Source organism: Marinobacter sp. bablab_jr008, assembly GCF_016464145.1.
In the GTDB taxonomy this organism is placed as follows: domain Bacteria; phylum Pseudomonadota; class Gammaproteobacteria; order Pseudomonadales; family Oleiphilaceae; genus Marinobacter; species Marinobacter nauticus.
In genome coordinates this window covers 19080-43032 of sequence record NZ_JACDWW010000068.1, presented here as the reverse complement: position 1 = coordinate 43032, position 23953 = coordinate 19080, and the positions used below count along the sequence as shown (strand labels likewise).

Sequence of the window (23953 nt, the reverse complement as noted above, 5' to 3'; positions counted from 1 at the left end):
CTATCCTCTTGATTTGAGAATTCTCAGATCAAGAGGACAGTTATGGCCAATGATCATCGACAGGCGCTTAACGGCGCCGAAGTGTTTATCCGGGCACTTGAGAATGAGGGCGTAAAATACATTTTCGCCGTGCCCGGTGAAGAGAATCTCGCGTTCCTGGAAGCGTTACGCAATTCCAGTATCCGTCTGGTGCTGAACCGGCACGAACAGGCTGCCGGCTTCATGGCGGCGACCTATGGGCGACTGACCGGCCAGGTGGGGGTTTGCCTGTCCACCCTCGGGCCGGGCGCCACCAATCTGGTGACGGCCGCGGCCTACGCCCAGCTGGGCGGCATGCCCATGATGATGATCTCCGGGCAGAAGCCCATCAAGTCCTCCAAACAGGGGCTGTTCCAGATTCTGGATGTGGTGGATCTGATGCGGCCGCTCACCAAATACACCCGCCAGATCAGTAACGCCAACACCATCCCCGCCAAGGTTCGTGAAGCCTTTCGCCTTGCCTCGGAAGAACGCCCCGGTGCTGTGCACCTGGAGCTGCCTGAGGACATTGCCGAGGAATCCGCCGAAGCGGGCATTCATATCTTTAATCCCAGTGATGCCCGCCGGCCAACGGCCAGCGAGAAGAGCCTGGATATGGCCTGTGACATGCTGCGCAGGGCCCATCATCCACTGATCATGATTGGTGCCGGCGCCAATCGTAAACGGGTATCCAAAGCCTTGCTGCATCTGGTGGATGTGACGGGCATTCCGTTCTTCACCACTCAGATGGGTAAGGGCGTGATTGATGAGCGTCACCCCCGTTACATGGGGAATGCGGCCCTGTCCGCCGGCGATTTTGTTCACTGCGCCATCGACCGGGCGGATCTGGTGATTAATGTTGGCCACGATGTGGTGGAAAAGCCCCCGTTCTTCATGACGCCGGGCGGTAAAAAAGTCATCCATGTGAATTTCAGCGGAGCCGATGTCGATCCGGTGTATTTTCCGCAGCATGAGGTGGTGGGTGACATTGCCAACAGTGTGGAGTACATGGCCGAGCACTGCGGACAATGTGCCAACCACGATTTCACCGGCCTGATGGAAGTGAAACAGGCGGTCGACAAGCATCTTCAGGAACGGGCCACCGATGACCGCTTTCCGGTGATCCCCCAGCGCATTGTCCACGATGTGCGATCCGTGATGCCGGATGACGGCATCATTGCGCTGGATAATGGTATGTACAAACTCTGGTTTGCCCGTAACTACCCGGCTTACGACAACAACACCGTGCTGCTGGACAATTCTCTGGCCTCCATGGGCGCGGGCCTGCCCAGTGGTATGATGGCGGCCATGCTCTATCCGGAACTGAAGGTCATGTCGATCTGCGGCGATGGCGGCTTCATGATGAACAGCCAGGAGCTGGAGACGGCTGTTCGCCTTGGTCTGAACCTGGTGGTGCTGATCATCAACGACAGTGCGTATGGCATGATCAAATGGAAGCAGGGCCAGGATGGCTATGAAGATTTCGGGCTGGATTACCGCAACCCGGATTTCGTGAAGTACGCGGATTCCTACGGTGCCATTGGCCACAGGGTTACCCGTACCGAGGAGTTGCGCCCGACCCTCGAGCGCGCACTGGAGGCCGGTGGTGTCCACCTGGTGGATGTGCCGGTGGACTACAGCGAGAACCGGCGGGTCTTTGATGAAGAGCTGGCGGAGCTCACCTGCCGGCTTTAGCCGGCCTGGGCAGCTCCACGCAGCATGGCCTGTAACAGTTCATCTGCGTCAAACTTGGTCAGGGCCTCGTTGGCCCCGACCTGATTGGCGTAGCTCAGGCTCATCTCACTGTTCAGTGAGGTATGCAGGATAATGTAGGGTTGCTTGAGGCTGGCGTTATCCCGGACATCGAAGGTCAGCTCGTAGCCATCCAGCCCCGGCATCTCGATGTCGCTTACCAGAATCTCGATCGGGTGCCCCAGCTCGTGCTCTCTGAGCATCACCTGCAGGGCTTCATCGCCATTGGTGGTGACGTGGTAGCTGATGCCTTTGCTGTCCAGTACATCGCTCAGCTGTTTACGGGCCACCTGGGAATCGTCTACCAGCAGGATATTCAGAGACTTGAGCGTTTCGCTCTGAAGATCTGACAGTACAACATCCTGGGCATCCAGGGATTCCGGATACACCTTGGCCAGCAGCAACTCCACATCCAGTAGCTGGATAATGTCGCCATCCACATCCAGCAAGCCAGTAATAAAGGCATTGGTGCCCAGAGCCTTGGGCGGCGGCATCACGCTCTTCCAGTCTGTCTCGATAATCTGCTGAACACTACGCACCAGAAAACCGATTTCCTGGCGCTGGATGTCGGTAACAATGATGGAGGCTTTTTCCTGCTCCTCGCGGGTAAGCGCCGGGTAGCCTACGGCCGCAGACATATCAATGACCGGCACGGCCGAGCCCCGGAAGGTTGCGGTTCCGATCACGGCATGGTGGCTGTGGGGCAGTTTGGTTAATCGCTGAAACGGAAGTATTTCCCGGATTTTCAGAGTGCCAATGCCAAACAGCCGCGAGCCGAACAGGCGGAACAGCAGGAGTTTCTGGGACTGCTTCGCTTTGCTGGACATAAACCGATCCTTGCAAAAAAGATAAAAGCTCCTTGCCGGAGCTCACGGTAATGATTCGTGCACTGACGACCACAAAACAAGGTGCCAGCGATCAAAAGGTTATGTAGCAATAGTAGCAGCTTTATACGCAGCCATTCGTTATCAGCTTTGTATCAAATGGTGACAGGTTTTCAGCCCGTTCGGCTACCAGGGTAGGTTGGTGATCACAAGCCAGCCGGTGCCACCGGTGGTGGCGACGGCAACCAGAGCCAGCAGCCCGTCCCGGGCGACAATGGACAGCCCGAACGCCATCAGCGCCAGGCCACCGCCATTGGCACTGAAGGGGATAAGTTCCATCATCGGCATGGCAGCGGCCACCGCCATGCAAATCAGTGCCATCAGATACTGGCCTGCCCCGGAAACCAACCAGGGCAAGCGCCGCCGGGTCCAGCGATCGACAAATGCCGCCGGTTTGTCTGCCCATTGCAGGCCTTTAAACAGTGTCTGTTTGGAAATATGGCGGTTCGATAAACGGGAGGGAATCCAGACTGAGCGACGCTGGAACAGCAACTGGCCCAGGGTAAGCAGAACCAGCAGACCAAGCAAGGTGGGTACGCCGGGAATGTCGCCAATAAGCGGCGCCACCGTTACCAGACCGGCCAGCAGGACCAGCGGGCCAAAAGAGCGCTCACCCACTGCGGTCATCAGATCCCCGACTGATACCCGATCCTGATTCCGGGTATGGTCCCGTATTCTGGTGACCAGCTCTGTCAGGCTTTCCGGGTCGTTTGGTTGGTTCATGGATGGCCTCATTTTCCGGAGTGCTGAGAGCGAGCTACATGGATTGGGTTATTCCAGAAACGAAAAAAGCCCTTGAAATCAGGGGCTTTTCTCTTGCAAGGTGGTGGGGATGGCGGGAATTGAACCCGATGCCGCACCTGTCTATTGGCCCACAGAAAACCACAATAGCCCATAAAACAGACGCTTACAAAAATGGCATTCCACACATAACCACTCAAAACCGCAGTTGCGTCGACACTCTGTGGACACCTGCTGACACCTATGGCCAATGAGCGTTAAGTAAGCTACCTTTCTGGATTATCCCTGCTGTCCTAATCAAAGGAGTTGGTTTTGAGGTTCCTGGGAATAGTCGTCGCCGTATTCGTTGCCAACCTGATAACGCTCGCTTTCATTGCCATAGCATTTGCAATGCTGATCTCAGACCAGGGCCAGGCCTTCATGCGCCACCTGGGCTATGACATATCGCCGTTGGTATCTGCCTACCATCAAACCCAGATCAAAGAATGGAACGATCCAAGGGTAAGACGTATGACGTCCATAGGCATCACGCCGTCACCGCAAGAACCCGCACCCGTGCAGCCAAAGCCAGCGTCAAAAACAACAGATAACAAACCGGATCGCCATGCTATCCAGACGACACTGAACACCTGCAGGTTTTGGAACAACGAATACCGGAAAGACGGTACAGACCGCAGTAAAGGCTTCCGGGATGCGGCCTGCAACAGGTACGAAAGGCTCAGTGGAAGCGATGTAAACCGAGTTATAAGCCTTGCTACCGCTCCCCAGCGTCAGACCACAAGCCAGCAGAGCAACACCAGGCAATCGCAACAGGCAAACAATGACAATCGTCAACACGAAGCCTACTGCAAAAGGCTTCAGGAAAAGATCGACTACTATGATGCCAAACTCAGGTCTGGCGGTGATGGTAGCTACATGACCTACTGGCGAGGTGAGCGCCGAAAGGTCAGCAACAAATACTCCTGGGAATGCCTGCGGAAATAACCTTGCAGTAGTGGGGTAGCCTTCACTATAAACCTGTAGGTACATTCATTGAGGAGGCGCAAACACCATGTGCGGCCGATGCAACGTATCCGACGACCCCTTAGTCCAGGGCCTCCTGGACGAACTCGGCATCCCGCTCCGGATAGAGCCCCGCGTTAACATCGCCCCCGGAGCCAAAGCCCAGATCGTCTATGAAACCCACCAGGGCCGCATCCTGCAGGACGCCATCTGGTCATTGCTCATAGAACGGAAACCAGACGGCACCGGCTACCGCCCATCGTCAAAGTACAGCACCTTCAACGACCGATCGGGCAGCCTGGGCACCAGCCCACTCTGGAAGAAGCGGTTTCACAGTCAGCGCGCCATCATACCGGCCAGCGGCTTCCATGAATGGACAGGCGAGAAAGGCCACAAACAGGGCTACAACATCCACCCGGCCGACAGCGCCATAGCCTTTGCCGGCCTGTATGAACTGTGGGACTTCCAGGAAGAAGTGGTACCGTCGTTCACTATCATCACCCTGCCACCACACCCCAGGTTCAGTCATATCCACTCGAAAAGCATACCGCTCATGCTCAACCGGGAAGACTTCGACATGTGGCTGGACCCAAACCTGACCAACACAGACCCATTCCAGGACTTACTCAAAACCCGAATCCGGCAACCACTTCTGGTAGAACCCATAAGATCACCTGCGGCCCTGGAGCAAACCGGCCAGGCAGAACGAATTGAAACGGATTAATCACCCGCATATAAAGGGCCGACCGGGATAGTTATTGCTGAGATAGACTCTGGCTAGCAGTTTGAATCCCACAGCTTTCGAAGCACACTTTTTCTTTTGGTGGACATCCCTTTTCTTTTTAGTGGGAGAGAAACGAAAAAAGCCCCTGAAATCAGAGGCTTTTCTCTTGCAAGGTGGTGGAGACGGCGGGAATTGAACCCGCGTCCGCCAGCACTAGGCCTTGAGGTCTACATGCTTAGTGTCCTTCTATTGATTTAACCTCAAGCGACCCGAAGGTCAGGGTGCAAGAGGCGAGCTCTTTAATCTTAGCCGAACACCAGTGAGCTCTGGTGAACGGAGCAGCCTATAAGCGATGACGTCCTGGGATGTTGCTACTGAGTTATAGGCGCCTCAGCCAGGACGACTGGAACGGCTTACGCCGCCAGTGCGTAGTTTTCGTCGTTTGCGACTATTACGTTGCAGCTTTGGATTTACGAGATTCGCTGCCATCTCGGCATGCACCCAAGGGTTTGTCACCGGCGTCGAAGCCAAGTCGTCCCCTTGTTGTTTCAGTATATGTGTCCGGATTGCCAGACTTCAAGGCTTCTTTGTGTAACGGCGTTACTATTTGTACCTACCGCTGGCTCTGGTGAGCCTAGGAGGCCTGGCGAAAACCGCCGGCGCCAGCTTTCGCGAGTGCAGCCTGATGCAGGTTCTCGAAGCTGTCACGGAAATAATCCATTACTGCGCCCGGGTCGGCTTTGATGCCTTTGTCGACGGTTATGCCGAACTGTACCGTGCCGGCGTAACTGAAAATGCTCATGCCTATACCTATGTTGCCGCTCTGGGGCACCCAGAACATGGGTTGAACCAGTTTGCTGCCCGCCAGGTAAACCGCATGGCGTGGTCCGGGAACGTTGGTCAGAACTGCTGAGGCCTTGTTGCTGAGCAGGTCCAGTGCCCGGCGTTCGAGAATGTCCGGGCCGCGGCCAAACAGGTCCAGCAGGCTATAGGTTACCTGGGCTTGGTATGACCGTTTGAGCCGGTTCATGTTTTCCTGAACCTGGCGGAAACACATGATCGGATCCGTTACCTCAACAGGCAGGCACACCAGCACCAGGCCAAACTGATTGCCGAGGGTTTCGATGGGCTGGTCCAGTGGCCTCAGGTTGAAAGGAACGGCAACCCGAATGCCGCAGTCCGGAATACTCTGGCCGTGCTCCGTAAAATGCCGGCTCAGTGCACCGGTGGCGGCACACAGTAAAACGTCGTTGACGGTCCCGCCCAGTGTCCTGGCGCACTGTTTCACGGTTTCCAGTTCAAGAGGTTCGGCCCAGGCCACCTGTTTGCGGCCCAGCAGTGGGCTTTTCAGGCTGGTTTTCGGCTCGAAGGGGGCGAGCCCCAGCTTGGCCAGGTCCATAACAATACCGCCGGCAGTGGTGGCCAGCTTCAGCGGGTAGTCAGGCTCTTTGCGGATGGAATCAACGAACAGGTTGGCCTGTCCCCAGGCCGCCTGAGTGCTGTCCACAATCCGGTGCAGGAACCGGCTGGCGGGTGTGCCGTTGGGTTTTGCGGTTAGCTTTGGGTGTGCAACGCGCTCGAGCTTGGGTTCAGGAGTGCGATCGGTCAGGGAAAGCAGTACCCGCACCAGTGAAATGCCATCGGCAATACAGTGGTGAATCCTGATTAACAGGGCGCAGCCGTTCTCATAGTTGTCGATGTAGTGTATTTGCCAGAGTGGCCGGCGGAAATCGAGAGCGGTGCTGTTGAAATCACTGGCCAGGGCCTGAAGCTCTCGCTTGCCGGCGTTTCCCGGCAGAGCGATGGTGTGCAGGTGGTTGTCCAGATCGAACAGGGGGTCGTCTTCCCAGTAGACCTTGTCACCTTTGTCAACGATGCGTTGCCGAAAGCGCCGGAATTTCAGGAAACGTTCTTCCAGGGTGCGCTTGAGTCGCTTGAGTGGAATGGGTTGTTCAAAGGCCAGTACCGCGGAAATCATCATGGGATTTTCCGGGGTATCCATGCGTAACCAGGAGCGATCGACCGAGGTCATGGCCGTCCGTTTTGCTGACATAAGCCCTCCCTATGCTCTGTACCGGAGTCCGGGCCGCCTGGTACTGCCATCGGGGCCAACTGACGAAAGGCCTAAAAGTATAGGAGGCTTTTTGAAATCAGCAAAGAGGGTGCATATGCGGCACAGTTTTGGTGTCAGGTGTTGGCCTCGCGCATGATGCGCTGTTTCTGGCGGTTCCAGTCACGCTCTTTTTCGGTAGCGCGTTTGTCGAACAGCTTCTTACCCTTCACCAGGGCGATCTCACATTTTACCTTGTTCTTTTTCCAGTACAGGGCGAGGGGAATGCAGGTGTAACCCGCCTGATTCACCTGGCCGACAATCTTGGCGATTTCCTTGGCGTGCAGCAGCAGTTTGCGGGTGCGGGTCGGGTCCGCAATCACATGGGTAGAGGCGGTGTTCAGAGGCGTGATGTGGGAGCCCAACAGCCAGGCCTCGCCGTCCTTCAGCAGTACATAGGCGTCAACCAGTTGTGCCTTACCGGCACGCAACGACTTCACTTCCCAGCCAAGCAGGGCCAGGCCAGCCTCGAAGCGCTCCTCAATATGGTATTCGTGCTTCGCCTTCTTGTTCAGGGCGATGGTGTTGCTGGTTGGGGCGTTTGCTTTCTTCTTGCTCATGAATCCTGTCCGGGATCGGAAGAATGACGATGCTGGTCTTGTCGGTACGCCAGCAAAGCGCGCATTGTAGCGCAGGAGTGCAAGAAGGGTCACGGATTCGCCGTCTGGCTCGGGTTTAGTGTCGTTCCTGCTGGCTTGCTTCGGCTACAATGATGCGCTCGTCACTGCCTGGGGAAGTAATGCTGCGCAAGTACCAGACGTCAATAGGGTCGTTTACCCGAAAATCCACCTTTTTCTGGGCTTCTGTGGGTGCCACGGTCGGCCTGGCCAATCTGTGGCAGTTTCCCTATCTGGCCAGTATCCACGGCGGCGGCTTGTTTATCTTGCTGTACCTGGCCTGTCTGCTGATTGTTACCTTGCCGCTGATGGTGACGGAGGCTGTGATTGGCCGTCATGCCCGGCATGGGATTGTGCTGGCCATGGACGGCATGGTGAAAAACGCTGGTTGCTCACCGTTCTGGCGGTTGGCAGGGCCGTTGAGCATTATTGCGGCCTTCGTGGTGCTCTCTTTCACGGCCGTATTTGGCGGTATTGTGTTGGCCTACATCTTTTTTGGGGCTGCTGACCGCTTCGAGGGCGCTTCGGCGGCGTCAGCAACTGCCGTACTGTCGGAGTTGGTGTCGGACCCGGGTCACTATCGGCAGTTTATGGCCTGGCACGTGTTCTTCGTGATTCTTGTGGTTGCGGTGTCGGCCCGAGGGGTGGTCAAGGGGCTGGAGCGGTCGATGCGCATGATCGTGCCCTGCACCCTGCTGCTGATGCTGGTGCTGTTCGGGCTGGCGGCCATGCAGGGGAGTTTGCAGTCCGGGGTGGAACACGTTCTGGTGATGCGGCCTGAACAGGTAACAGCGGCCAGTCTCAAGGCAGCGTTCTTCCATGCTTTTTATACCTTGGGTCTCGGAATGGGGGTGTGGGCAATATTTGGCGCCTATTCCACCAGCCATACCCGCCTGAAGCGCTCGATACTCGCTGTAGTGTTGATGGACACCCTGGTCGCCATCATGGCCGGATTGATGATGTTTTCAGTTGCAGCGGACGGTAGCAGCCTTGAGGGTGAGCGGGGTTTCAGCCTGCTTTTTGTTTCCCTGCCGGTTGCGCTATCAGACTTACCCTACAGTCAGGTGGTGATCGCGTCGGTTTTCCTGCTGGTGGTGCTGATTGTATGGGCGACGGGGTTGTCGCTTCTCGAACCGGTGGTGGGATGGTTCCGGGAGTGGACAGGGGCGCCCCGGGGCTGGTCTGCCGTCATTGTGGGGCTTGCCGTCTGGTTCGCCGGGCTGGCTTCCTTGTTCTCCTTCAATCTGTGGGCTGACTACCGCATGGGCGGTGCCACCGTATTCCGATGGCTGGAACTGGTCGCCGGGGGCATTGTGATACCGGCGGTTGCGATTCTCATTGCCACATTTGCCGGCTGGTGCATCACCCGGCGCTTCGCGGCAACCATTCTGGGCAATGCGCCGGTTGTGTTCCGGAGAATCTGGTTCTGGGTTATGCGCCTGGTCCTGCCAGTTGTGGCAGCCTGGATCGGGTTGCAGTACACGCTTTTTTCACTCGGCAATCTGTGTGACAACGGCAGTGCGGCTATCTGGTGTCAGGAGGCGCCGGCGTCTACCGAGGCGCAGGATGGGGCCCCTGAAGACAGCCAGGTTCAGGAGGATGTACCTCCGCAAACGCCTGAAGAGGCCTTGCTGCCAGCGGAGAACGGACAACCTGAACCTGACGAAAACACCCCCAAAGAGGGCGATATCCTTTATCATAGTGTCTGACCAGTCCGGCAGGGCTGTAACGACGTTCGAAATGCAGGAAATCCGGTTTACATGCCACATCAGATCGACAAGACCGCATTGGTCATGCACTCGGCGGAGCGTATGTTTCATCTGGTCAACGACATTGCCCGTTACCCTGAGTTCTTGCCCTGGTGTGCCGGGGCAGAAATCCATGAACAGAACGATGCTGAAATCATGGCCTCACTGGATATCGCCAAAGGGGGCGTTCGCCATCGGCTGACCACGCGCAACCAGTTGCTGATGCCAGAGACCATTGAAATGAAGCTGGTGGATGGGCCGCTCAGGAACCTCACGGGTCGCTGGCACTTTCGGGCTCTGGACGATAATGCCTGCAAAGTGATTCTGACGCTGGAATTCGAGTTTTCCGGCTCGCTTTCACGAATGACCTTTGGCCCGGTATTTAATCAGGCGGCCAACACCATGGTGGATGCTTTCTGTCGTCGGGCAGACGAGGTGTATCGCGGAGGAATCATGTAATGGAAGTGGAAGTAGCCTATGCCCGCCCGGACAAGCAGCAGATCGTGCCCGTGGTGGTACCTCCGGGTACCACCGCCCTTGAAGCGGTGAAGCTCTCGAAGATTGCGGAGATCTTTCCGGAGATCGATGCGGACACTATCGATATGGGGGTGTTTGGCAAGGTGGTAAAAACCCCGGCCGAGCATGTTCTGAGAGAAGGCGACCGGGTGGAGCTGTATCGCCCGCTCAAGATTGATCCCAAGCAGGCGCGCCTGAACCGGGCTAAAAAGAAAGCGTAAGCGCTAGTGTCCCGTCTGGCTAATTCCTTAATCTACTGCTTGCCTCTGAGGACTCTGACCAAGGCGCCAGTCTGCAGATGTGGTGGTTCCACATCAAGGACTGGCAACACAGGGCTCAGAGTCCTCAGAGACAAGCCCTCCGGGAGCTTCTGAAAAACCGAAGAACGTCGTTCTGCTGGCTCGATTTGGAACCACCAAACCTTCACCAGCACGCCTAGCTCTTCGGTTTTTCAGAAGCTCAGTAGGTTAAGGAATTAGCCAGACGGGACACTAGTAGGCTGGTGTTTCTTCCAGAAGCTGGGCTTCGTAGTGGCTCAGCTGATCATTCTCGTAGTAAACGATGATGCGCTGTTCTTCGATCTCGTTGCCCCGGCGCTGAAAGGTGTAAACATAGTATTCCCGGGACGGGTCGACGGGGTTCAGCATCAACGGGCTTCCCAGCAGCGCGTGAACCTGACTTCTGGGCATGCCCTCGGACAGTTCCGTCAGCTCCTCATCGGTGACAATGTTGCCCTGCTGGACATTGATTTTGTAAACGCCCGGAAAAACACAGCCGGACAAGGATAAAATGCTAATAAGAACGATAGCGGGGAGCTTTTGCATCGCCGGGGGAAATCCTCTATCTTGAATTCGCCTGCGTTGAGCAGGTGTGAAACGGGTCATCCGTCGTACTGCGGCTTCATCATACCGGAAGCCGTGAGGCACACCAAAGAGCGAATGGTAACATGTCATCTGAAAACGCCGAATTACGAAAAGTCGGTCTGAAGGTTACTCTGCCAAGGGTCAAGATCTTCAATATCCTTGAGAATGCTGAAGAACATCACCTGAGTGCTGAAGACGTTTATAAAAAGCTGCTGGACCAGGGCGATGACGTGGGCCTGGCGACAGTCTACCGGGTGCTGACCCAGTTCGAAGCTGCAGGCCTCGTGTTGCGTCATAATTTCGAAGGCGGTCACGCGGTGTTCGAGATGGCCGGTGATGATCATCACGACCACATGGTTTGCACTCAGACTGGCGAAGTTGTTGAGTTCGTCGATGAGGTCATCGAGGAGCGCCAGCAGAAGATTGCGGCAGAGCACGGCTATGAGATTGTCGATCACAGCCTGATCCTTTACGTGAAGCCACTGAAGTCCGATAAGAAGTAAAAAAAGGGCCAGCGACAAGGCTGGCCCAGAAGCTCTCCGAAACGAGAGGGGGATTAGTGATGGGTTGCCTGGCCCTTTACAAACATCTCCCGGGCATGAGCTATGGTCTGTTCTGTCATGTCCACTCCGCCAAGCATCCTTGCGACTTCGCTGATCCGGCCCTGGTCATCCAGGGATTCGATGCGTGAATAGGTCGCGTCTTTCTCGGTAAATTTGCTGACGAACAAATGCTGATGGCACTGGGCCGCCACCTGCGGCAGGTGCGTGACGCACAGTACCTGGCCATTCTCGCCGAGTGCTCTCAGCAGGCGGCCTACGACCTCCGCGGTGCCGCCACCGATGCCGACATCCACCTCATCGAACACCAAAGTTGGTGTGGTGGAGGTTTGTGCCACAACCACCTGAATGGCCAGGCTTATGCGGGAAAGTTCACCGCCGGAAGCCACCTTGGCCAACGATCGGGCGGGTTGGCCCGGGTTGGCACTCACCAGGAATTCCACCTCTTCCATGCCGTGAGGGGCAGGTTCGTCATCACTGTTCCGGCTCAGGTGACTGACAAACTGCACCGATGGCATGCTCAATTGTGCCAACTCCCGGGCGATTCGCTGGTCGAGCTCCATGGCGGCATTCCGGCGTGTTTCTGTCAGCTTGGTGGCCAGGGCGTCAAACCGTGCCCGCAGGTTTTCCAGCTCGGCCTGAAGTTGTTCCAGGCTGCCTTCGCCGCCATCCAGTTCGGCCAGCTCCTGGCTCAGGCGTTGATGCAATTCCGGTAACTCCTCCGGGGTGATCCGGTGTTTGCGCGCCATCTGATAAATGGCGCTGAGCCGTTCTTCCACTTCGTTCAGTCGGACCGGGTCGGCTTCGTAGTCGTCTACGAAGCGGCGCAGGTTGTCGCCGGCTTCTGAAATCTGAATCTGTGCTTCGTTCAGCATCTGGATGGTGTCGGTCAGTGCCGGGACATCAACCGGCAGTTGCTCCAGTTGGTGCAGTGCCTGGCGCACCAGGTCTGCGGCCGAAACCTCATCTTCAGTGCATAGCAGGGCGGCCTGGTGGCTGCTGTGAAGTACGGCGTCCGCCTGGCTGAGCTGTGCCTGTTCGGTTTCCAGGGTTGTCTGTTCGTCCTCGCCCAGCGCCAACCTGTCCAGCTCTTCCACCTGATAGCGCAGCAGCTGTAAACGGGCCTCGGCCTCATCAGCATTGTGCTGGCGTTGCTGTAGTTTCTGACGCGTCTGGTGCCAGGCTTTCCATGCAGATCGGGTTTCGTCGGCCAGGCTTTCCGCGCCGGCGAACTCGTCCAGCAGCTTTCGGTGGGTTTCCTTACGCAGCAGGGATTGATGCTGGTGCTGACTGTGGATATCCATCAGCAGGCCGCCCAGTTCTTTCAATTGTGACAGCGGGCAGGGCTGGCCATTAATGAATGCCTTGGAGCGGCCGTCCTTGCTGATGGTCCGGCGCAGGATGCAATCGTCCTTGTCGTCCAGCTCATGGCTGTCCAGCCAGGACCGGGCTTCGGGGATGCGGGATATATCGAAGCTGGCGGTAATGTCGGCACGCTTGGCGCCATGGCGAACAGCGCCGGCATCGGCCCGGCCTCCCATGGCCAGGCCAAGGGCATCAAGCACAATCGACTTGCCGGCGCCGGTTTCCCCAGTCAGGGCTGTCATACCGCGGTTGAACTGGAGTTCAACCCTTTCTGCAATGGCGTAGTTCGATACCGTGAGTTGTGTGAGCATGCCGCAACCTCCGCTCGTTCTTGAGCAAGTAATAACTCTGACCACTGTTCGTTCATACAGTTGCTGTGAATATATACAGGGTTTTTCCGGTTTGCAAACAGGAAATGATGAAAACATCAAAGATTGCGTGGGTGACGGTTGAAACCCGGGAAGCGGGCCCCATATCGGTTCGCAAAGCGATTCTTTCCTGCTTTCTGCACAAGCGGGAGTGGTTATTTCTGCAGGCCTCCGTGGCCGTGAAAACGTTATCAGGAGTTGTCATGAGTGCTGACGAAAAGCGCAACGAACAGGTAGAAGAACGCAACGAGGCAGCAGAAGCTGCGGCGGAAGAGCAGGCTGCAGGTAACCAGGATGCCGAGCAGTCACCGGAGCAGGGCTCCGAGCTGGATGTGCTGCAGCAGAAACTGCAGGAGTACCAGGAGCAGGCCTTGCGGGCACAGGCGGAGATGCAGAATGTCCGTCGCCGGGCCGAGATTGATGTGGAAAAAGCTCACAAGTTTGCGCTCGAGAAGTTTGTGAAAGAGCTGTTGCCGGTGGCCGACAGTCTGGAGAAGGCGGTCGAAAGCACCGAGGGTCACGAAAACGCAGGCGAGCTGGTTGCGTCCATTCGCGAAGGTGTGGAAATGACCCTGACGCTGTTCATGAACAGCCTGAAGAAATTCAACGTTGAACAGCTCAACCCGGTGGGTGAGCCGTTCGATCCGCAGCAGCACGAAGCCATGTCCATGGTGCCGGCGCCGGATGCCGAGCCTAACAGCGTGGTTGCGGTTGTGCAGAAAGGTTATCTGCTTAATGGCCGGGTAGTTCGTCCGGCGATGGTCGTAGTGGCCAAGGCAGAAGATGCGCCAAAAATCGACGAGCAGGCTTGAAAAGTCGAGCGGAGCGCCAATATAGCGATTAAACAGCAAAGGCCGGGGTAGGCATTCTCCGGAACAGCATTCAGAAAGATTTGGAGTGATTCGATGAGCAAGATTATTGGTATCGACCTGGGAACCACAAACTCCTGTGTGGCCATCATGGATGGCGACAAGGTAAAGGTAATTGAAAACGCAGAGGGTGATCGCACCACCCCGTCCATCATCGCCTACACCGATGACAACGAGACTCTGGTTGGCCAGTCGGCCAAGCGTCAGGCGGTGACCAACCCGCACAACACTCTGTACGCCATCAAGCGTCTGATTGGTCGTCGTTTTGAAGATGACGTGGTTCAGAAAGACATCAAGATGGTGCCCTATAAAATCGCCAAGGCAGACAACGGTGACGCCTGGGTTGAGGTAAAGGGTCAGAAAATGGCGCCGCCGCAGGTGTCTGCAGAAGTTCTGAAGAAAATGAAGAAGACTGCAGAAGACTACCTGGGTGAAAAGGTAACCGAAGCGGTGATCACCGTGCCTGCGTACTTCAATGACAGCCAGCGCCAGGCGACCAAAGATGCTGGCAAGATTGCTGGTCTGGAAGTGAAGCGGATCATCAACGAGCCAACTGCTGCGGCCCTGGCTTATGGCCTGGACAAGAAGAGCGGTGATCGTACTGTTGCTGTGTACGACCTGGGTGGTGGTACTTTCGATCTGTCCATCATCGAAATTGCGGACGTAGACGGCGAGCACCAGTTCGAAGTGCTGGCCACCAACGGTGACACCTTCCTGGGCGGTGAAGATTTCGACCTGAAAGTGATTGAATACCTGGCCGACCAGTTCAAGAAAGACAGCGGCATCGATCTTCGCGGCGACTCTCTGGCCATGCAGCGTCTGAAAGAAGCGGCGGAGAAGGCCAAGATCGAGCTGTCCAGCAGCCAGCAGACCGACGTAAACCTGCCGTACATCACTGCAGATGCGTCTGGTCCCAAGCACATGAACGTGAAGCTGACCCGTGCCAAGCTGGAATCGCTGGTGGAAGACCTGGTTCAGCGCAGTCTGGAGCCCTGTAAGGTGGCTCTTCAGGATGCGGGCATGAAGGCCGGTGAAATCGACGAGGTTATTCTGGTCGGTGGTCAGACCCGTATGCCGCTGGTGCAGGAGAAAGTAAAAGAGTTCTTCGGCAAAGAGCCGCGTAAAGACGTGAACCCGGACGAGGCCGTCGCCATGGGTGCAGCGATTCAGGGCGCGGTACTGTCTGGCGACGTGAAAGACGTACTGCTGCTGGACGTAACCCCGCTGACCCTGGGTATCGAAACCATGGGTGGCGTGGCCACTCCGCTGATCGAGAAGAACACCACGATTCCGACCAAGAAATCGCAGACCTTCTCTACAGCGGATGACAACCAGACTGCAGTGACCATTCATGTGGTTCAGGGTGAGCGTAAGCAGGCGGCACAGAACAAGTCTCTGGGTCGTTTCGATCTGGCCGACATTCCGCCGGCACCGCGCGGTGTGCCGCAGATCGAAGTAACCTTCGATATTGATGCCAACGGTATCCTGAACGTGTCTGCCAAAGACAAGGCGACCGGCAAGGAACAGTCCATCGTGATCAAGGCCTCTTCTGGTCTGAACGATGACGAGATCGAGAAGATGGTTCGCGATGCCGAGGCCAATGCCGAGGAAGATCGCAAGTTCGAGGAGCTTGTCCAGGCCCGTAACCAGGGTGATGCCATGGTACACGCCGTGCGCAAGACCTTGAGTGAAGCCGGTGACAAGGTCTCCGACAGCGAGAAGGAGTCCATCGAGGCCGCCATCAAGGATCTGGAAGAGGCCCTCGAGGGTTCTGACAAGGAAGCGATCGAAGCCAAGACTCAGAAGCTGACCGAAGTGTCCTCTGAGCTGGCTCAGAAGATGTACGCGGATCAGGCCGACCAGGCTCAGCAGGCCGGTGGCCAGGAGGAAGGTCAGGCAAAGAGTGCTGACGACGCCGTCGATGCCGAGTTCGAGGAAGTCAAAGACGACGACAAGAAGTAATTCCGAAGTACATCAAGTAGTTGGGGAAACGCGGGCCGGGCTCGCGTTTTCCTCGTTATAAAAACAGGGTTTTGAAGCATGGCCAAGCGCGATTATTACGAAGTACTCGGGATCTCCCGGGATGCGGACGAAAAGGAAATTAAGCGGGCGTATCGAAAGCTCGCGATGAAGTACCACCCGGACCGTAACCCGGATGACAAGGATGCCGAGAACAAATTCAAAGAGGCCAGCGAAGCCTACGAAATCCTGGCGGACTCCAGTAAGCGCGCCGCCTACGACCAGTTTGGTCATGCCGGCGTAGACGGTCAGGCCGGTGGCGGCTTTGGCGGCGGTGGCGCCAGCTTCTCCGACATCTTTGGAGATGTGTTCGGTGACATCTTCGGTGGTGGTGGCCGTGGCCGAACCACCCGCGGTGCAGATCTTCGCTACACCCTGGAGCTGGATCTGGAAGAGGCTGTTAAGGGCAAGACCGTCAAGATCAACATCCCTGGCCATAAAGAATGTGAAGCCTGTGATGGCAGTGGCGCAGAAAAAGGCTCTCGCCCGGAAACCTGTGGCACCTGCCAGGGCATGGGTCAGGTGCGGATGCAGCAAGGCTTCTTCACCGTACAGCAAGCCTGTCCTACCTGTCGTGGCTCCGGCCAGATCATCAAGAACCCGTGTAAGAGCTGTCATGGCCAGGGTCGGGTGCGCCAGGAGAAAACCCTCTCGGTCAAGGTGCCGCCAGGTGTTGATACTGGCGACCGTATTCGCCTGTCCGGCGAAGGTGAGATGGGTGTAGACGGAGGGCCTCCTGGAGACCTCTACGTGCAGGTCGCCGTTCGTGAGCATTCCATTTTCACCCGTGACGGTCGCAATCTTTACTGCGAAGTGCCCATCAGCATCGTCGACGCCACCCTGGGTGGCGAGCTGGAAGTGCCAACGCTGGATGGCCGCGTAAAGCTCAAGATTCCGCCTGAGACCCAGACTGGCAAACTGTTCCGTCTGCGTAACAAAGGCGTCAGCCCGGTCCGCGGTGGCCCGGCCGGTGATTTGTTGTGCCGGGTGATTGTGGAAACGCCGGTGAACCTCACCAAACGCCAGAAGGAGCTGCTGGAAGAATTCCAGCAAACCCTGGATGGTAACAACGGAACTCATCATGCCCCCAAGAAAACCTCATGGTTTGAGGGTGTGAAAAACTTCTTCGACGAAATGAAATTCTGAGGGTAGAGCAGATGAGGGTAGCGATCATCGGCGCCGCCGGGCGCATGGGTAAAGTGCTGATCGAAGCGGTCGACGGTACCGAAGGCCTTGAACTCGGCGCTGCCATCGTCGAGCCGGGCAGCAGTCTGATTGGCGCCGACGCCGGTGAAATGACCGGCATCGGCAAAACCGGCGTAAAAATGGCCGCCAGCCTGGACGACGTCAAAGACGACTTCGACGTACTGGTGGACTTCACCTTCCCGGACCTGACCCTGGAAAACGCGAAGTTTTGCAGCGCTAACGGCAAAATGCTCGTGATCGGTACCACCGGCATGACCGACGCCGAAAAAGAGCAGCTGGCCCTGGCCGCCGAAAACACTCCGGTCGTTTTTGCGCCCAACATGAGCGTGGGCGTCAACGTCGTCCTCAATCTGCTGCGCACCGCCGCGGCAACGTTGGGTGAAGACTACGACGTGGAAATCATCGAAGCCCACCACCGCCACAAAAAAGACGCCCCCTCGGGCACAGCCCTGCGTATGGGTGAAGTGGTGGCAGATGCCCTCGGTCGCGACCTTAAAGAGTGTGCCGTCTATGGCCGCGAAGGCTTCACCGGCGAACGCACCCGCAAGGAAATCGGCTTCGAAACCATCCGCGCCGGTGATGTGGTGGGTGACCACACCGTTCTGTTCGCCACCGAGGGCGAGCGCATTGAGATTACCCACAAGGCGAGCAGCCGGATGACGTTTGCTAAAGGCGCCATGCGTGCGGCGTTGTGGCTGAAGGGTAAGGCTGCGGGTCTTTACGACATGCAGGATGTTCTGAACCTGAAAGGTTGAGGTTGAGCTACATACTCAGAGGCTGCGGGAGCAGGGCACCTTCCCGAAAATTTCGGAGGCCATGGATGGCCGGAGAGAAGCGCACATGGATGTGCTTGTAGCGGTTTTCGGGAAGGTGCCCTGCTTCCGTGGCCGGAGTTTGCGTCAGGTCGAGAGCAATTCGGCGTGGACAAAAAACGCCAAAATCGCTTACAATAAGGCGATTTGACTGCACCAAGCGTACCTTTGAAAAGTTTATAAAAGCGGGACCGGGTTTTTACCTTGTCTCGCTTTTTTGCAACCTGAGATTATGCGCTTGCGTTCCTGTTCGTGACGAACTTACGCCACTCGATGAGGATACAAGCCTTGAGCACACCAGCAATCCTTGCACTCGCAGACGGAAGCCTCTTCTACGGCACCGCCATCGGCGCAGACGGAGAAACCAGCGGCGAGGTAGTGTTCAACACTGCCATGACCGGCTACCAGGAAATCCTGACCGATCCGTCCTACTCCCGCCAGATCGTTACCCTGACGTATCCGCACATTGGCAACACCGGTGTTAACGAAGAAGACGTAGAATCCGACCGCATCCAGGCCGCTGGCCTGATCATCCGGGATCTGCCCCTGCTCGCCAGCAGCTGGCGAAACAAGGGTAGCCTTGATGACTACCTGCGAAGCAACAACATTGTTGGCATTGCGGACATCGACACCCGCCGTCTGACCCGCATCCTCCGGGACAAGGGCTCCCAGAATGGGGCCATCGTCGCTGGTGAAAACGCTACTGCCGAACGCGCACTGGAACTGGCTAACGCCTTTCCCGGCCTCAAAGGCATGGACCTGGCCAAAGAAGTCACCTGCAGCGAAGCCTACCAGTGGAATCAGGCCGAGTGGGATCTGGTAAGCGGTTACAGTGGCCGCTCCGAAGGCAAATTCAAGGTGGTGGCCTGGGATTACGGCGTAAAATACAACATTCTGCGCATGCTCGCGGCCCGCGGTTGCGAGATCACCGTCGTGCCCGGGCAAACCCCGGCCTCTGATGTGCTGGCGATGAATCCCGATGGCATCTTCCTGTCCAACGGCCCGGGTGACCCCGAGCCCTGCGACTATGCTATCAAGGCCATTCAGGAAGTGCTGAAAACCGAGATTCCGGTATTCGGCATCTGCCTGGGCCACCAGCTGCTGGCCCTGGCCAGTGGTGCAAAAACCATGAAAATGGGTCACGGCCATCACGGTGCCAACCATCCGGTGCAGGACATTGCCAAAGGCACTGTGATGATTACCAGTCAGAACCACGGCTTTGCTGTGGATGAAACAACCCTGCCCGCCAATGTGGAAGCGACTCACAAATCGCTGTTTGACGGCACTCTGCAGGGCATTCGCCGCACCGATAAGCCGGCCTACAGCTTCCAGGGTCACCCGGAAGCCAGCCCGGGCCCCCACGATGTGGCTCCGCTGTTTGACGAGTTTATCCAGCTGATGGAAGCGCGATCTGCCTGAGGGCAAGGCCATCAACGATAGCTCACCGGCGCTGAATACCGCGCTGCAAGAATTCAAAAGTTGCTGACAGGTTTACCAAGACATGCCAAAACGTACCGACATTAAAAGCATCCTGATCCTGGGCGCCGGCCCCATCGTGATCGGGCAGGCGTGCGAATTCGACTACTCCGGAGCCCAGGCCTGTAAGGCGCTGCGCGAAGAGGGCTACCGGGTGATCCTGGTGAACTCCAACCCGGCCACCATCATGACCGACCCGGCCATGGCCGATGCCACCTACATCGAACCGATCACCTGGAAGACGGTCGAAAAGATCATCGAAAAGGAAAAGCCGGACGCCCTGCTGCCCACCATGGGTGGTCAGACTGCGCTGAACTGTGCGCTGGATCTGGAAAAGCACGGCGTGTTGGAGAAGCATGGCGTTGAAATGATCGGCGCCAACGCTGACACCATCGACAAGGCCGAAGACCGCGACCGCTTCGACAAGGCCATGAAGAAAATCGGTCTGGAGTGCCCGCGCGCGGCCATCGCCCATTCCATGGACGAAGCCTGGAAGATCTCCGAAGACATCGGTTTCCCGTGCATTATCCGTCCATCGTTCACCATGGGTGGTTCTGGCGGTGGTATTGCCTACAACAAGGACGAGTTCGAGGAGATCTGTACTCGCGGTCTCGATCTGTCCCCGACCAACGAGCTGCTGATCGACGAATCCCTGATCGGCTGGAAAGAGTACGAGATGGAGGTTGTTCGCGACAAGAACGACAACTGCATCATCGTCTGCGCCATCGAGAACTTCGACGCCATGGGCGTGCACACCGGTGATTCCATTACGGTGGCCCCCGCCCAGACCCTCACCGATAAGGAATATCAGATCATGCGGAACGCCTCGCTGGCGGTGCTGCGTGAGATTGGTGTGGAAACCGGCGGTTCCAACGTGCAGTTCGGTATCAATCCGGATACCGGCCGTATGGTGGTGATCGAAATGAACCCCCGGGTGTCGCGTTCCTCGGCGCTGGCGTCCAAGGCCACCGGTTTCCCGATCGCCAAGGTCGCAGCCAAGCTGGCCGTCGGGTACACCCTTGATGAGCTGCAGAACGAGATCACCGGCGGCGTCACCCCGGCCTCGTTCGAGCCGTCCATTGATTACGTGGTTACCAAGATTCCCCGGTTTACCTTTGAGAAATTTCCCCAGGCCGATGCCCGCCTGACCACTCAGATGAAGTCTGTCGGTGAGGTCATGGCCATTGGCCGGACATTCCAGGAGTCGGTGCAAAAGGCACTGCGTGGCCTGGAAGTGGGTTCTGAAGGTTTCGATGAAAAGCTGGAAGAGCTGGACTCCGAGAACAGCCGAGAAACCCTGACCCGGGAGCTGAACGTACCCGGTGCCGAGCGAATCTGGTACATCGGTGATGCCTTCCGCGCCGGCATGACCGTGGACGAAGTGTTCCGCCACACCAAGGTAGACCCCTGGTACCTGGTGCAGATCGAGGACATCGTGCGCGAAGAGCAGGCTCTCAAGTCGGCCGGTAAGGCCGATATCGACAAGGCTACCCTGTTCCGACTCAAGCGCAAGGGCTTTTCCGACGCCCGCCTGGCCAAGCTGCTGGGCATTTCCGAAGTCAGCCTGCGCAAGCTGCGCCACGACCTGGGCATCCGCCCGGTCTACAAGCGCGTGGATACCTGTGCGGCAGAATTCGCCTCTGATACCGCCTACATGTATTCGACCTATGAGGAAGAGTGCGAGGCAGAGCCAAGCGATCGTGAGAAGATTGTGGTCATCGGTGGTGGCCCCAACCGCATTGGTCAGGGCATCGAATTCGACTACTGCTGTGTGCACGCGGCCCTGGCCATGCGTGAGGACGGCTACGAGACCATCATGATCAACTGCAACCCGGAGACCGTGTCGACTGATTACGACACCTCCGACCGGTTGTATTTTGAGCCGATCACCCTGGAAGACGTGCTGGAAATCATCAACGTCGAGAAGCCCAAGGGCGTAATCGTCCAGTACGGCGGTCAGACTCCGCTGAAGCTTGCGCGTGGCCTGGAAGCCGCCGGTGTGCCCATTATCGGCACCAGTCCGGACGCCATTGACCGCGCCGAAGACCGCGAGCGCTTCCAGCAGATGATCCAGCGCCTGGGTCTGAAGCAGCCGGAAAACGCCACTGTGCGCAGCCACGAGGAAGGCATCGTGGCTGCCCGCGAGATTGGCTACCCGCTGGTGGTGCGCCCGTCGTACGTGCTGGGTGGCCGGGCCATGGAGATCGTCTATGACGAAACCGAACTGGTGCGCTACATGCGTAACGCGGTGCTGGTCTCCAATGACAGCCCGGTTCTGCTTGATCACTTCCTGAATGCTGCCATCGAGGTCGATATTGATGCGATCAGTGACGGCACTGATGTTGTGATCGGCGGTATCATGCAGCACATTGAGCAGGCTGGTGTTCACTCTGGTGATTCCGCCTGCTCCCTGCCGCCCTACAGCCTGAGCAAGCTGGTGCAGGACGAGATGCGCGAGGCCGTGAAGAAAATGGCCATCGAGCTGGATGTTATCGGCCTGATGAACGTGCAGCTGGCCTATCAGGATGGTGAGATCTACGTGATCGAAGTGAACCCGCGTGCCTCACGGACCGTGCCGTTTGTGTCCAAGGCTATCGGGGTGTCTCTGGCCGCGGTTGCGGCCCGGGTGATGTCCGGCAAGAGCCTGAAAGAACTGAACTTTACTCAGGAAATCGTGCCGACCTACTACGCCGTTAAAGAGTCCGTGTTCCCGTTCAACAAATTCCCGGCCGTGGACCCGATCCTCGGGCCGGAAATGAAATCCACCGGTGAGGTGATGGGGCTGGGCGACAGCTTTGATGAAGCCTTTGCCAAGGCCGCTCTGGCCGTGGGTGAACGGTTGCCGGCCCAGGGCGTGGCCTTCATGTCGGTGCGCGATGTGGACAAGCCGGGTGCGGCCAGTGTTGCCCGCGACCTGGTGGATGCTGGCTTCAGGATTATTGCCACCACTGGCACCGCCAAGGCGCTGGAAGCCGAAGGTATCGCCGTTGAGCGGGTGAACAAGGTTCGCGAGGGTCGTCCGCACATTGTCGATGCCATCAAGAATGGTCAGGTTCAGCTGATTATCAATACTACGGAAGGTCGCAAGGCGATTTCTGACTCGGCGCAGATTCGCCAGTCTGCCTTGCAGACCAAAGTAACCTACACAACCACACTGGCAGGTGGCGAAGCCTTCTGCCGGGCCATCAAGTTTGGCCCGGAGCGCACCGTTCGTCGCCTCCAGGAACTACACGCAGGAAAGTAAGGCTATGGCTGACAGAGTACCGATGACCAAGACGGGCGAAGACCGTCTGCGTGAGGAGCTGAAAAAGCTGAAGTCCGAAGATCGGCCGCGGGTGATCGCGGCCATTGCCGATGCCCGTGAGCACGGCGATCTGAAGGAAAATGCTGAGTATCATGCGGCCCGGGAGCAGCAGAGCTTTATCGAAGGTCGCATTCAGGAAATCGAAGGCAAGCTGTCCGTGGCCCAGGTGATTGATGTGACCACCATGGAGAACACCGGCAAGGTGATCTTCGGCACCACTGTGCATCTGGTCAACATGGAAACCGACGAAGAGGTTACTTACCAGATCGTGGGAGAAGATGAGGCCGACATCAAGGCAGGCAAGCTGTCGGTGTCCTCGCCGATCGCCCGCGCACTGATTGGCAAGAACGAAGGTGATGTGGTGGCGATCCGCATCCCCTCAGGTACCGTGGAGTACGAGATTTCCGAAGTGGAATATATCTGACTCGGTTGTGCTGATCGGGTGTAAAGAAAAAGCCGGCTCTGGGGAACCAGGCCGGCTTTTTCGCGTCTCAGCTTACGCTTATTTGTTGCGCAGCAGGTTCGATAGCTTGGGGTTCGGTTTCTTCGCCCGACGCAGAATGACGGCGATTTTACCGATCGTCTGGACCAGTTCGGCGCCGGAGCTTTCGCACAGAGCCTGAATGGCTTCCTGGCGGACTTCGCGATCCTGGCTGGCGACTTTGATCTTGATCAGCTCATGGTCGTTCAGGGCGCGGTCCAGTTCGTCCTGCAGCCCTTCAGACAGGCCTTTGTCGCCAACGATGATGACGGGCTTCAGGTTGTGGGCAATGGCCCGGTATTCCCGGCGCTGTTCCGGTGACAGACTCATGATGTAATCTCTTAATAGGTGCAATTAACAAAAGGTCAGCGGTGAATCCGCTGGCAACCACGTATAATTCAGCGATTGTAACAGATAGCGACTCATGACAAATGGCCGTATTCACTTACACAGGGTGTTGTAATTCCGGTCATGGCGTCCCATATAGGTAGTATCGCGATCGGTTCCGGATGGGCCGT

At 57.2% G+C, this 23953-nt stretch carries 21 protein-coding genes and 1 other RNA gene; 14 read left to right on the top strand and 8 right to left on the bottom strand.

Annotated features, from left to right (window positions below; all coding sequences use genetic code 11):
* Nucleotides 1-42 precede the first annotated feature (42 nt).
* Nucleotides 43-1713: an acetolactate synthase large subunit gene (locus JIF53_RS13115; protein WP_199452740.1), complete on the top strand. Its 1671-nt coding sequence runs from the start codon at nucleotides 43-45 to the stop codon at nucleotides 1711-1713.
* On the opposite strand, the gene JIF53_RS13110 is transcribed toward JIF53_RS13115, so the two are convergent.
* Both JIF53_RS13110 and JIF53_RS13105 read right to left on the bottom strand, forming a co-directional pair.
* The gene (locus tag JIF53_RS13110; RefSeq protein WP_199452738.1) at nucleotides 1710-2597 is read right to left on the bottom strand and encodes a chemotaxis protein; all 888 of its coding nucleotides are present in this window, start codon (nucleotides 2595-2597) and stop codon (nucleotides 1710-1712) included. The genes JIF53_RS13115 and JIF53_RS13110 overlap by 4 nt on opposite strands.
* Nucleotides 2598-2780: 183 nt before the next feature.
* Entirely contained in the window at nucleotides 2781-3377 is a 597-nt protein-coding gene (locus JIF53_RS13105) for an exopolysaccharide biosynthesis protein (protein ID WP_199452736.1), read from the bottom strand.
* Nucleotides 3378-3707: 330 nt separating this feature from the next.
* Between JIF53_RS13105 and JIF53_RS13100 the strand changes: the two genes are divergently transcribed.
* Together JIF53_RS13100 and JIF53_RS13095 are read left to right on the top strand one after the other, a co-directional pair.
* Entirely contained in the window at nucleotides 3708-4379 is a 672-nt protein-coding gene (locus JIF53_RS13100; protein WP_199452734.1) for a hypothetical protein, read from the top strand.
* Between the two features lie 67 nt (nucleotides 4380-4446).
* Nucleotides 4447-5121, top strand: a complete 675-nt coding sequence (locus tag JIF53_RS13095) for an SOS response-associated peptidase (RefSeq protein WP_199452732.1) — start codon at nucleotides 4447-4449, stop codon at nucleotides 5119-5121.
* A 174-nt stretch (nucleotides 5122-5295) separates the two neighbouring features.
* Here JIF53_RS13095 and ssrA read toward each other — a convergent pair.
* From ssrA to smpB, 3 genes are all read right to left on the bottom strand, one after another.
* Nucleotides 5296-5661, bottom strand: a transfer-messenger RNA (tmRNA) gene (gene ssrA / locus JIF53_RS13090).
* A gap of 94 nt (nucleotides 5662-5755) precedes the next feature.
* Nucleotides 5756-7174 (bottom strand): WS/DGAT/MGAT family O-acyltransferase, encoded by a 1419-nt coding sequence (locus tag JIF53_RS13085; protein WP_199452730.1) that lies wholly within the window; start codon nucleotides 7172-7174, stop codon nucleotides 5756-5758.
* Between the two features lie 134 nt (nucleotides 7175-7308).
* The gene (smpB, locus tag JIF53_RS13080) at nucleotides 7309-7791 is read right to left on the bottom strand and encodes an SsrA-binding protein SmpB (RefSeq protein ID WP_011786782.1); all 483 of its coding nucleotides are present in this window, start codon (nucleotides 7789-7791) and stop codon (nucleotides 7309-7311) included.
* 179 nt (nucleotides 7792-7970) lie between these two features.
* Between smpB and JIF53_RS13075 the strand changes: the two genes are divergently transcribed.
* From JIF53_RS13075 to JIF53_RS13065, 3 genes are read left to right on the top strand one after another with little or no spacing between them, the layout of a single operon-like run.
* Entirely contained in the window at nucleotides 7971-9557 is a 1587-nt protein-coding gene (locus JIF53_RS13075) for a sodium-dependent transporter (protein ID WP_199452728.1), read from the top strand.
* Nucleotides 9558-9608: 51 nt separating this feature from the next.
* A complete protein-coding gene (locus JIF53_RS13070) occupies nucleotides 9609-10055 on the top strand; it encodes a type II toxin-antitoxin system RatA family toxin (protein WP_199452726.1) in 447 nt (148 codons plus the stop codon).
* Nucleotides 10055-10333, top strand: a complete 279-nt coding sequence (locus tag JIF53_RS13065) for an RnfH family protein (RefSeq protein ID WP_199452724.1) — start codon at nucleotides 10055-10057, stop codon at nucleotides 10331-10333. Before JIF53_RS13070 ends, JIF53_RS13065 begins: the two co-directional genes overlap by 1 nt.
* Nucleotides 10334-10603: 270 nt before the next feature.
* Here the strand turns inward: JIF53_RS13065 and JIF53_RS13060 are convergent, their stop codons facing one another.
* Nucleotides 10604-10936, bottom strand: a complete 333-nt coding sequence (locus tag JIF53_RS13060; RefSeq protein ID WP_022991272.1) for an outer membrane protein assembly factor BamE — start codon at nucleotides 10934-10936, stop codon at nucleotides 10604-10606.
* A gap of 122 nt (nucleotides 10937-11058) precedes the next feature.
* Here JIF53_RS13060 and fur point away from each other — a divergent pair, with 122 nt between their 5' ends.
* On the top strand, nucleotides 11059-11478 hold the full coding sequence (gene fur / locus JIF53_RS13055; RefSeq protein WP_014422607.1) for a ferric iron uptake transcriptional regulator: 420 nt from the start codon (nucleotides 11059-11061) through the stop codon (nucleotides 11476-11478).
* Between the two features lie 53 nt (nucleotides 11479-11531).
* Here the strand turns inward: fur and recN are convergent, their stop codons facing one another.
* Complete coding sequence (gene recN, locus JIF53_RS13050; RefSeq protein WP_199452722.1) at nucleotides 11532-13211, bottom strand: DNA repair protein RecN; 1680 nt, start codon at nucleotides 13209-13211, stop codon at nucleotides 11532-11534.
* A gap of 260 nt (nucleotides 13212-13471) precedes the next feature.
* On the opposite strand from recN, the gene grpE reads away from it, so the two are divergent.
* The 7 genes from grpE to greA all read left to right on the top strand — a co-directional run bounded on the left by grpE (nucleotide 13472) and on the right by greA (nucleotide 23378).
* Nucleotides 13472-14080 (top strand): nucleotide exchange factor GrpE, encoded by a 609-nt coding sequence (gene grpE, locus JIF53_RS13045; RefSeq protein WP_031211578.1) that lies wholly within the window; start codon nucleotides 13472-13474, stop codon nucleotides 14078-14080.
* A 93-nt stretch (nucleotides 14081-14173) separates the two neighbouring features.
* Nucleotides 14174-16099: a molecular chaperone DnaK gene (gene dnaK / locus JIF53_RS13040; protein WP_023011656.1), complete on the top strand. Its 1926-nt coding sequence runs from the start codon at nucleotides 14174-14176 to the stop codon at nucleotides 16097-16099.
* A gap of 78 nt (nucleotides 16100-16177) precedes the next feature.
* Nucleotides 16178-17302, top strand: coding sequence for a molecular chaperone DnaJ (gene dnaJ / locus JIF53_RS13035; RefSeq protein ID WP_014422603.1), 1125 nt, complete (start codon nucleotides 16178-16180; stop codon nucleotides 17300-17302).
* Nucleotides 17303-17313: 11 nt separating this feature from the next.
* Nucleotides 17314-18117: a 4-hydroxy-tetrahydrodipicolinate reductase gene (gene dapB / locus JIF53_RS13030; RefSeq protein WP_199452720.1), complete on the top strand. Its 804-nt coding sequence runs from the start codon at nucleotides 17314-17316 to the stop codon at nucleotides 18115-18117.
* A 345-nt stretch (nucleotides 18118-18462) separates the two neighbouring features.
* Complete coding sequence (gene carA, locus JIF53_RS13025) at nucleotides 18463-19593, top strand: glutamine-hydrolyzing carbamoyl-phosphate synthase small subunit (protein WP_199452718.1); 1131 nt, start codon at nucleotides 18463-18465, stop codon at nucleotides 19591-19593.
* Nucleotides 19594-19675: 82 nt separating this feature from the next.
* Nucleotides 19676-22894, top strand: a complete 3219-nt coding sequence (gene carB, locus JIF53_RS13020) for a carbamoyl-phosphate synthase large subunit (RefSeq protein WP_199452716.1) — start codon at nucleotides 19676-19678, stop codon at nucleotides 22892-22894.
* Nucleotides 22895-22898: 4 nt separating this feature from the next.
* Complete coding sequence (greA, locus tag JIF53_RS13015) at nucleotides 22899-23378, top strand: transcription elongation factor GreA (protein WP_022991279.1); 480 nt, start codon at nucleotides 22899-22901, stop codon at nucleotides 23376-23378.
* A gap of 78 nt (nucleotides 23379-23456) precedes the next feature.
* Here the strand turns inward: greA and yhbY are convergent, their stop codons facing one another.
* Nucleotides 23457-23765 carry a ribosome assembly RNA-binding protein YhbY gene (gene yhbY / locus JIF53_RS13010; RefSeq protein WP_011786768.1) on the bottom strand — a complete coding sequence of 103 codons (309 nt, stop codon included), beginning with the start codon at nucleotides 23763-23765 and terminating at the stop codon, nucleotides 23457-23459.
* Between the last annotated feature and the right edge of the window lie 188 nt (nucleotides 23766-23953).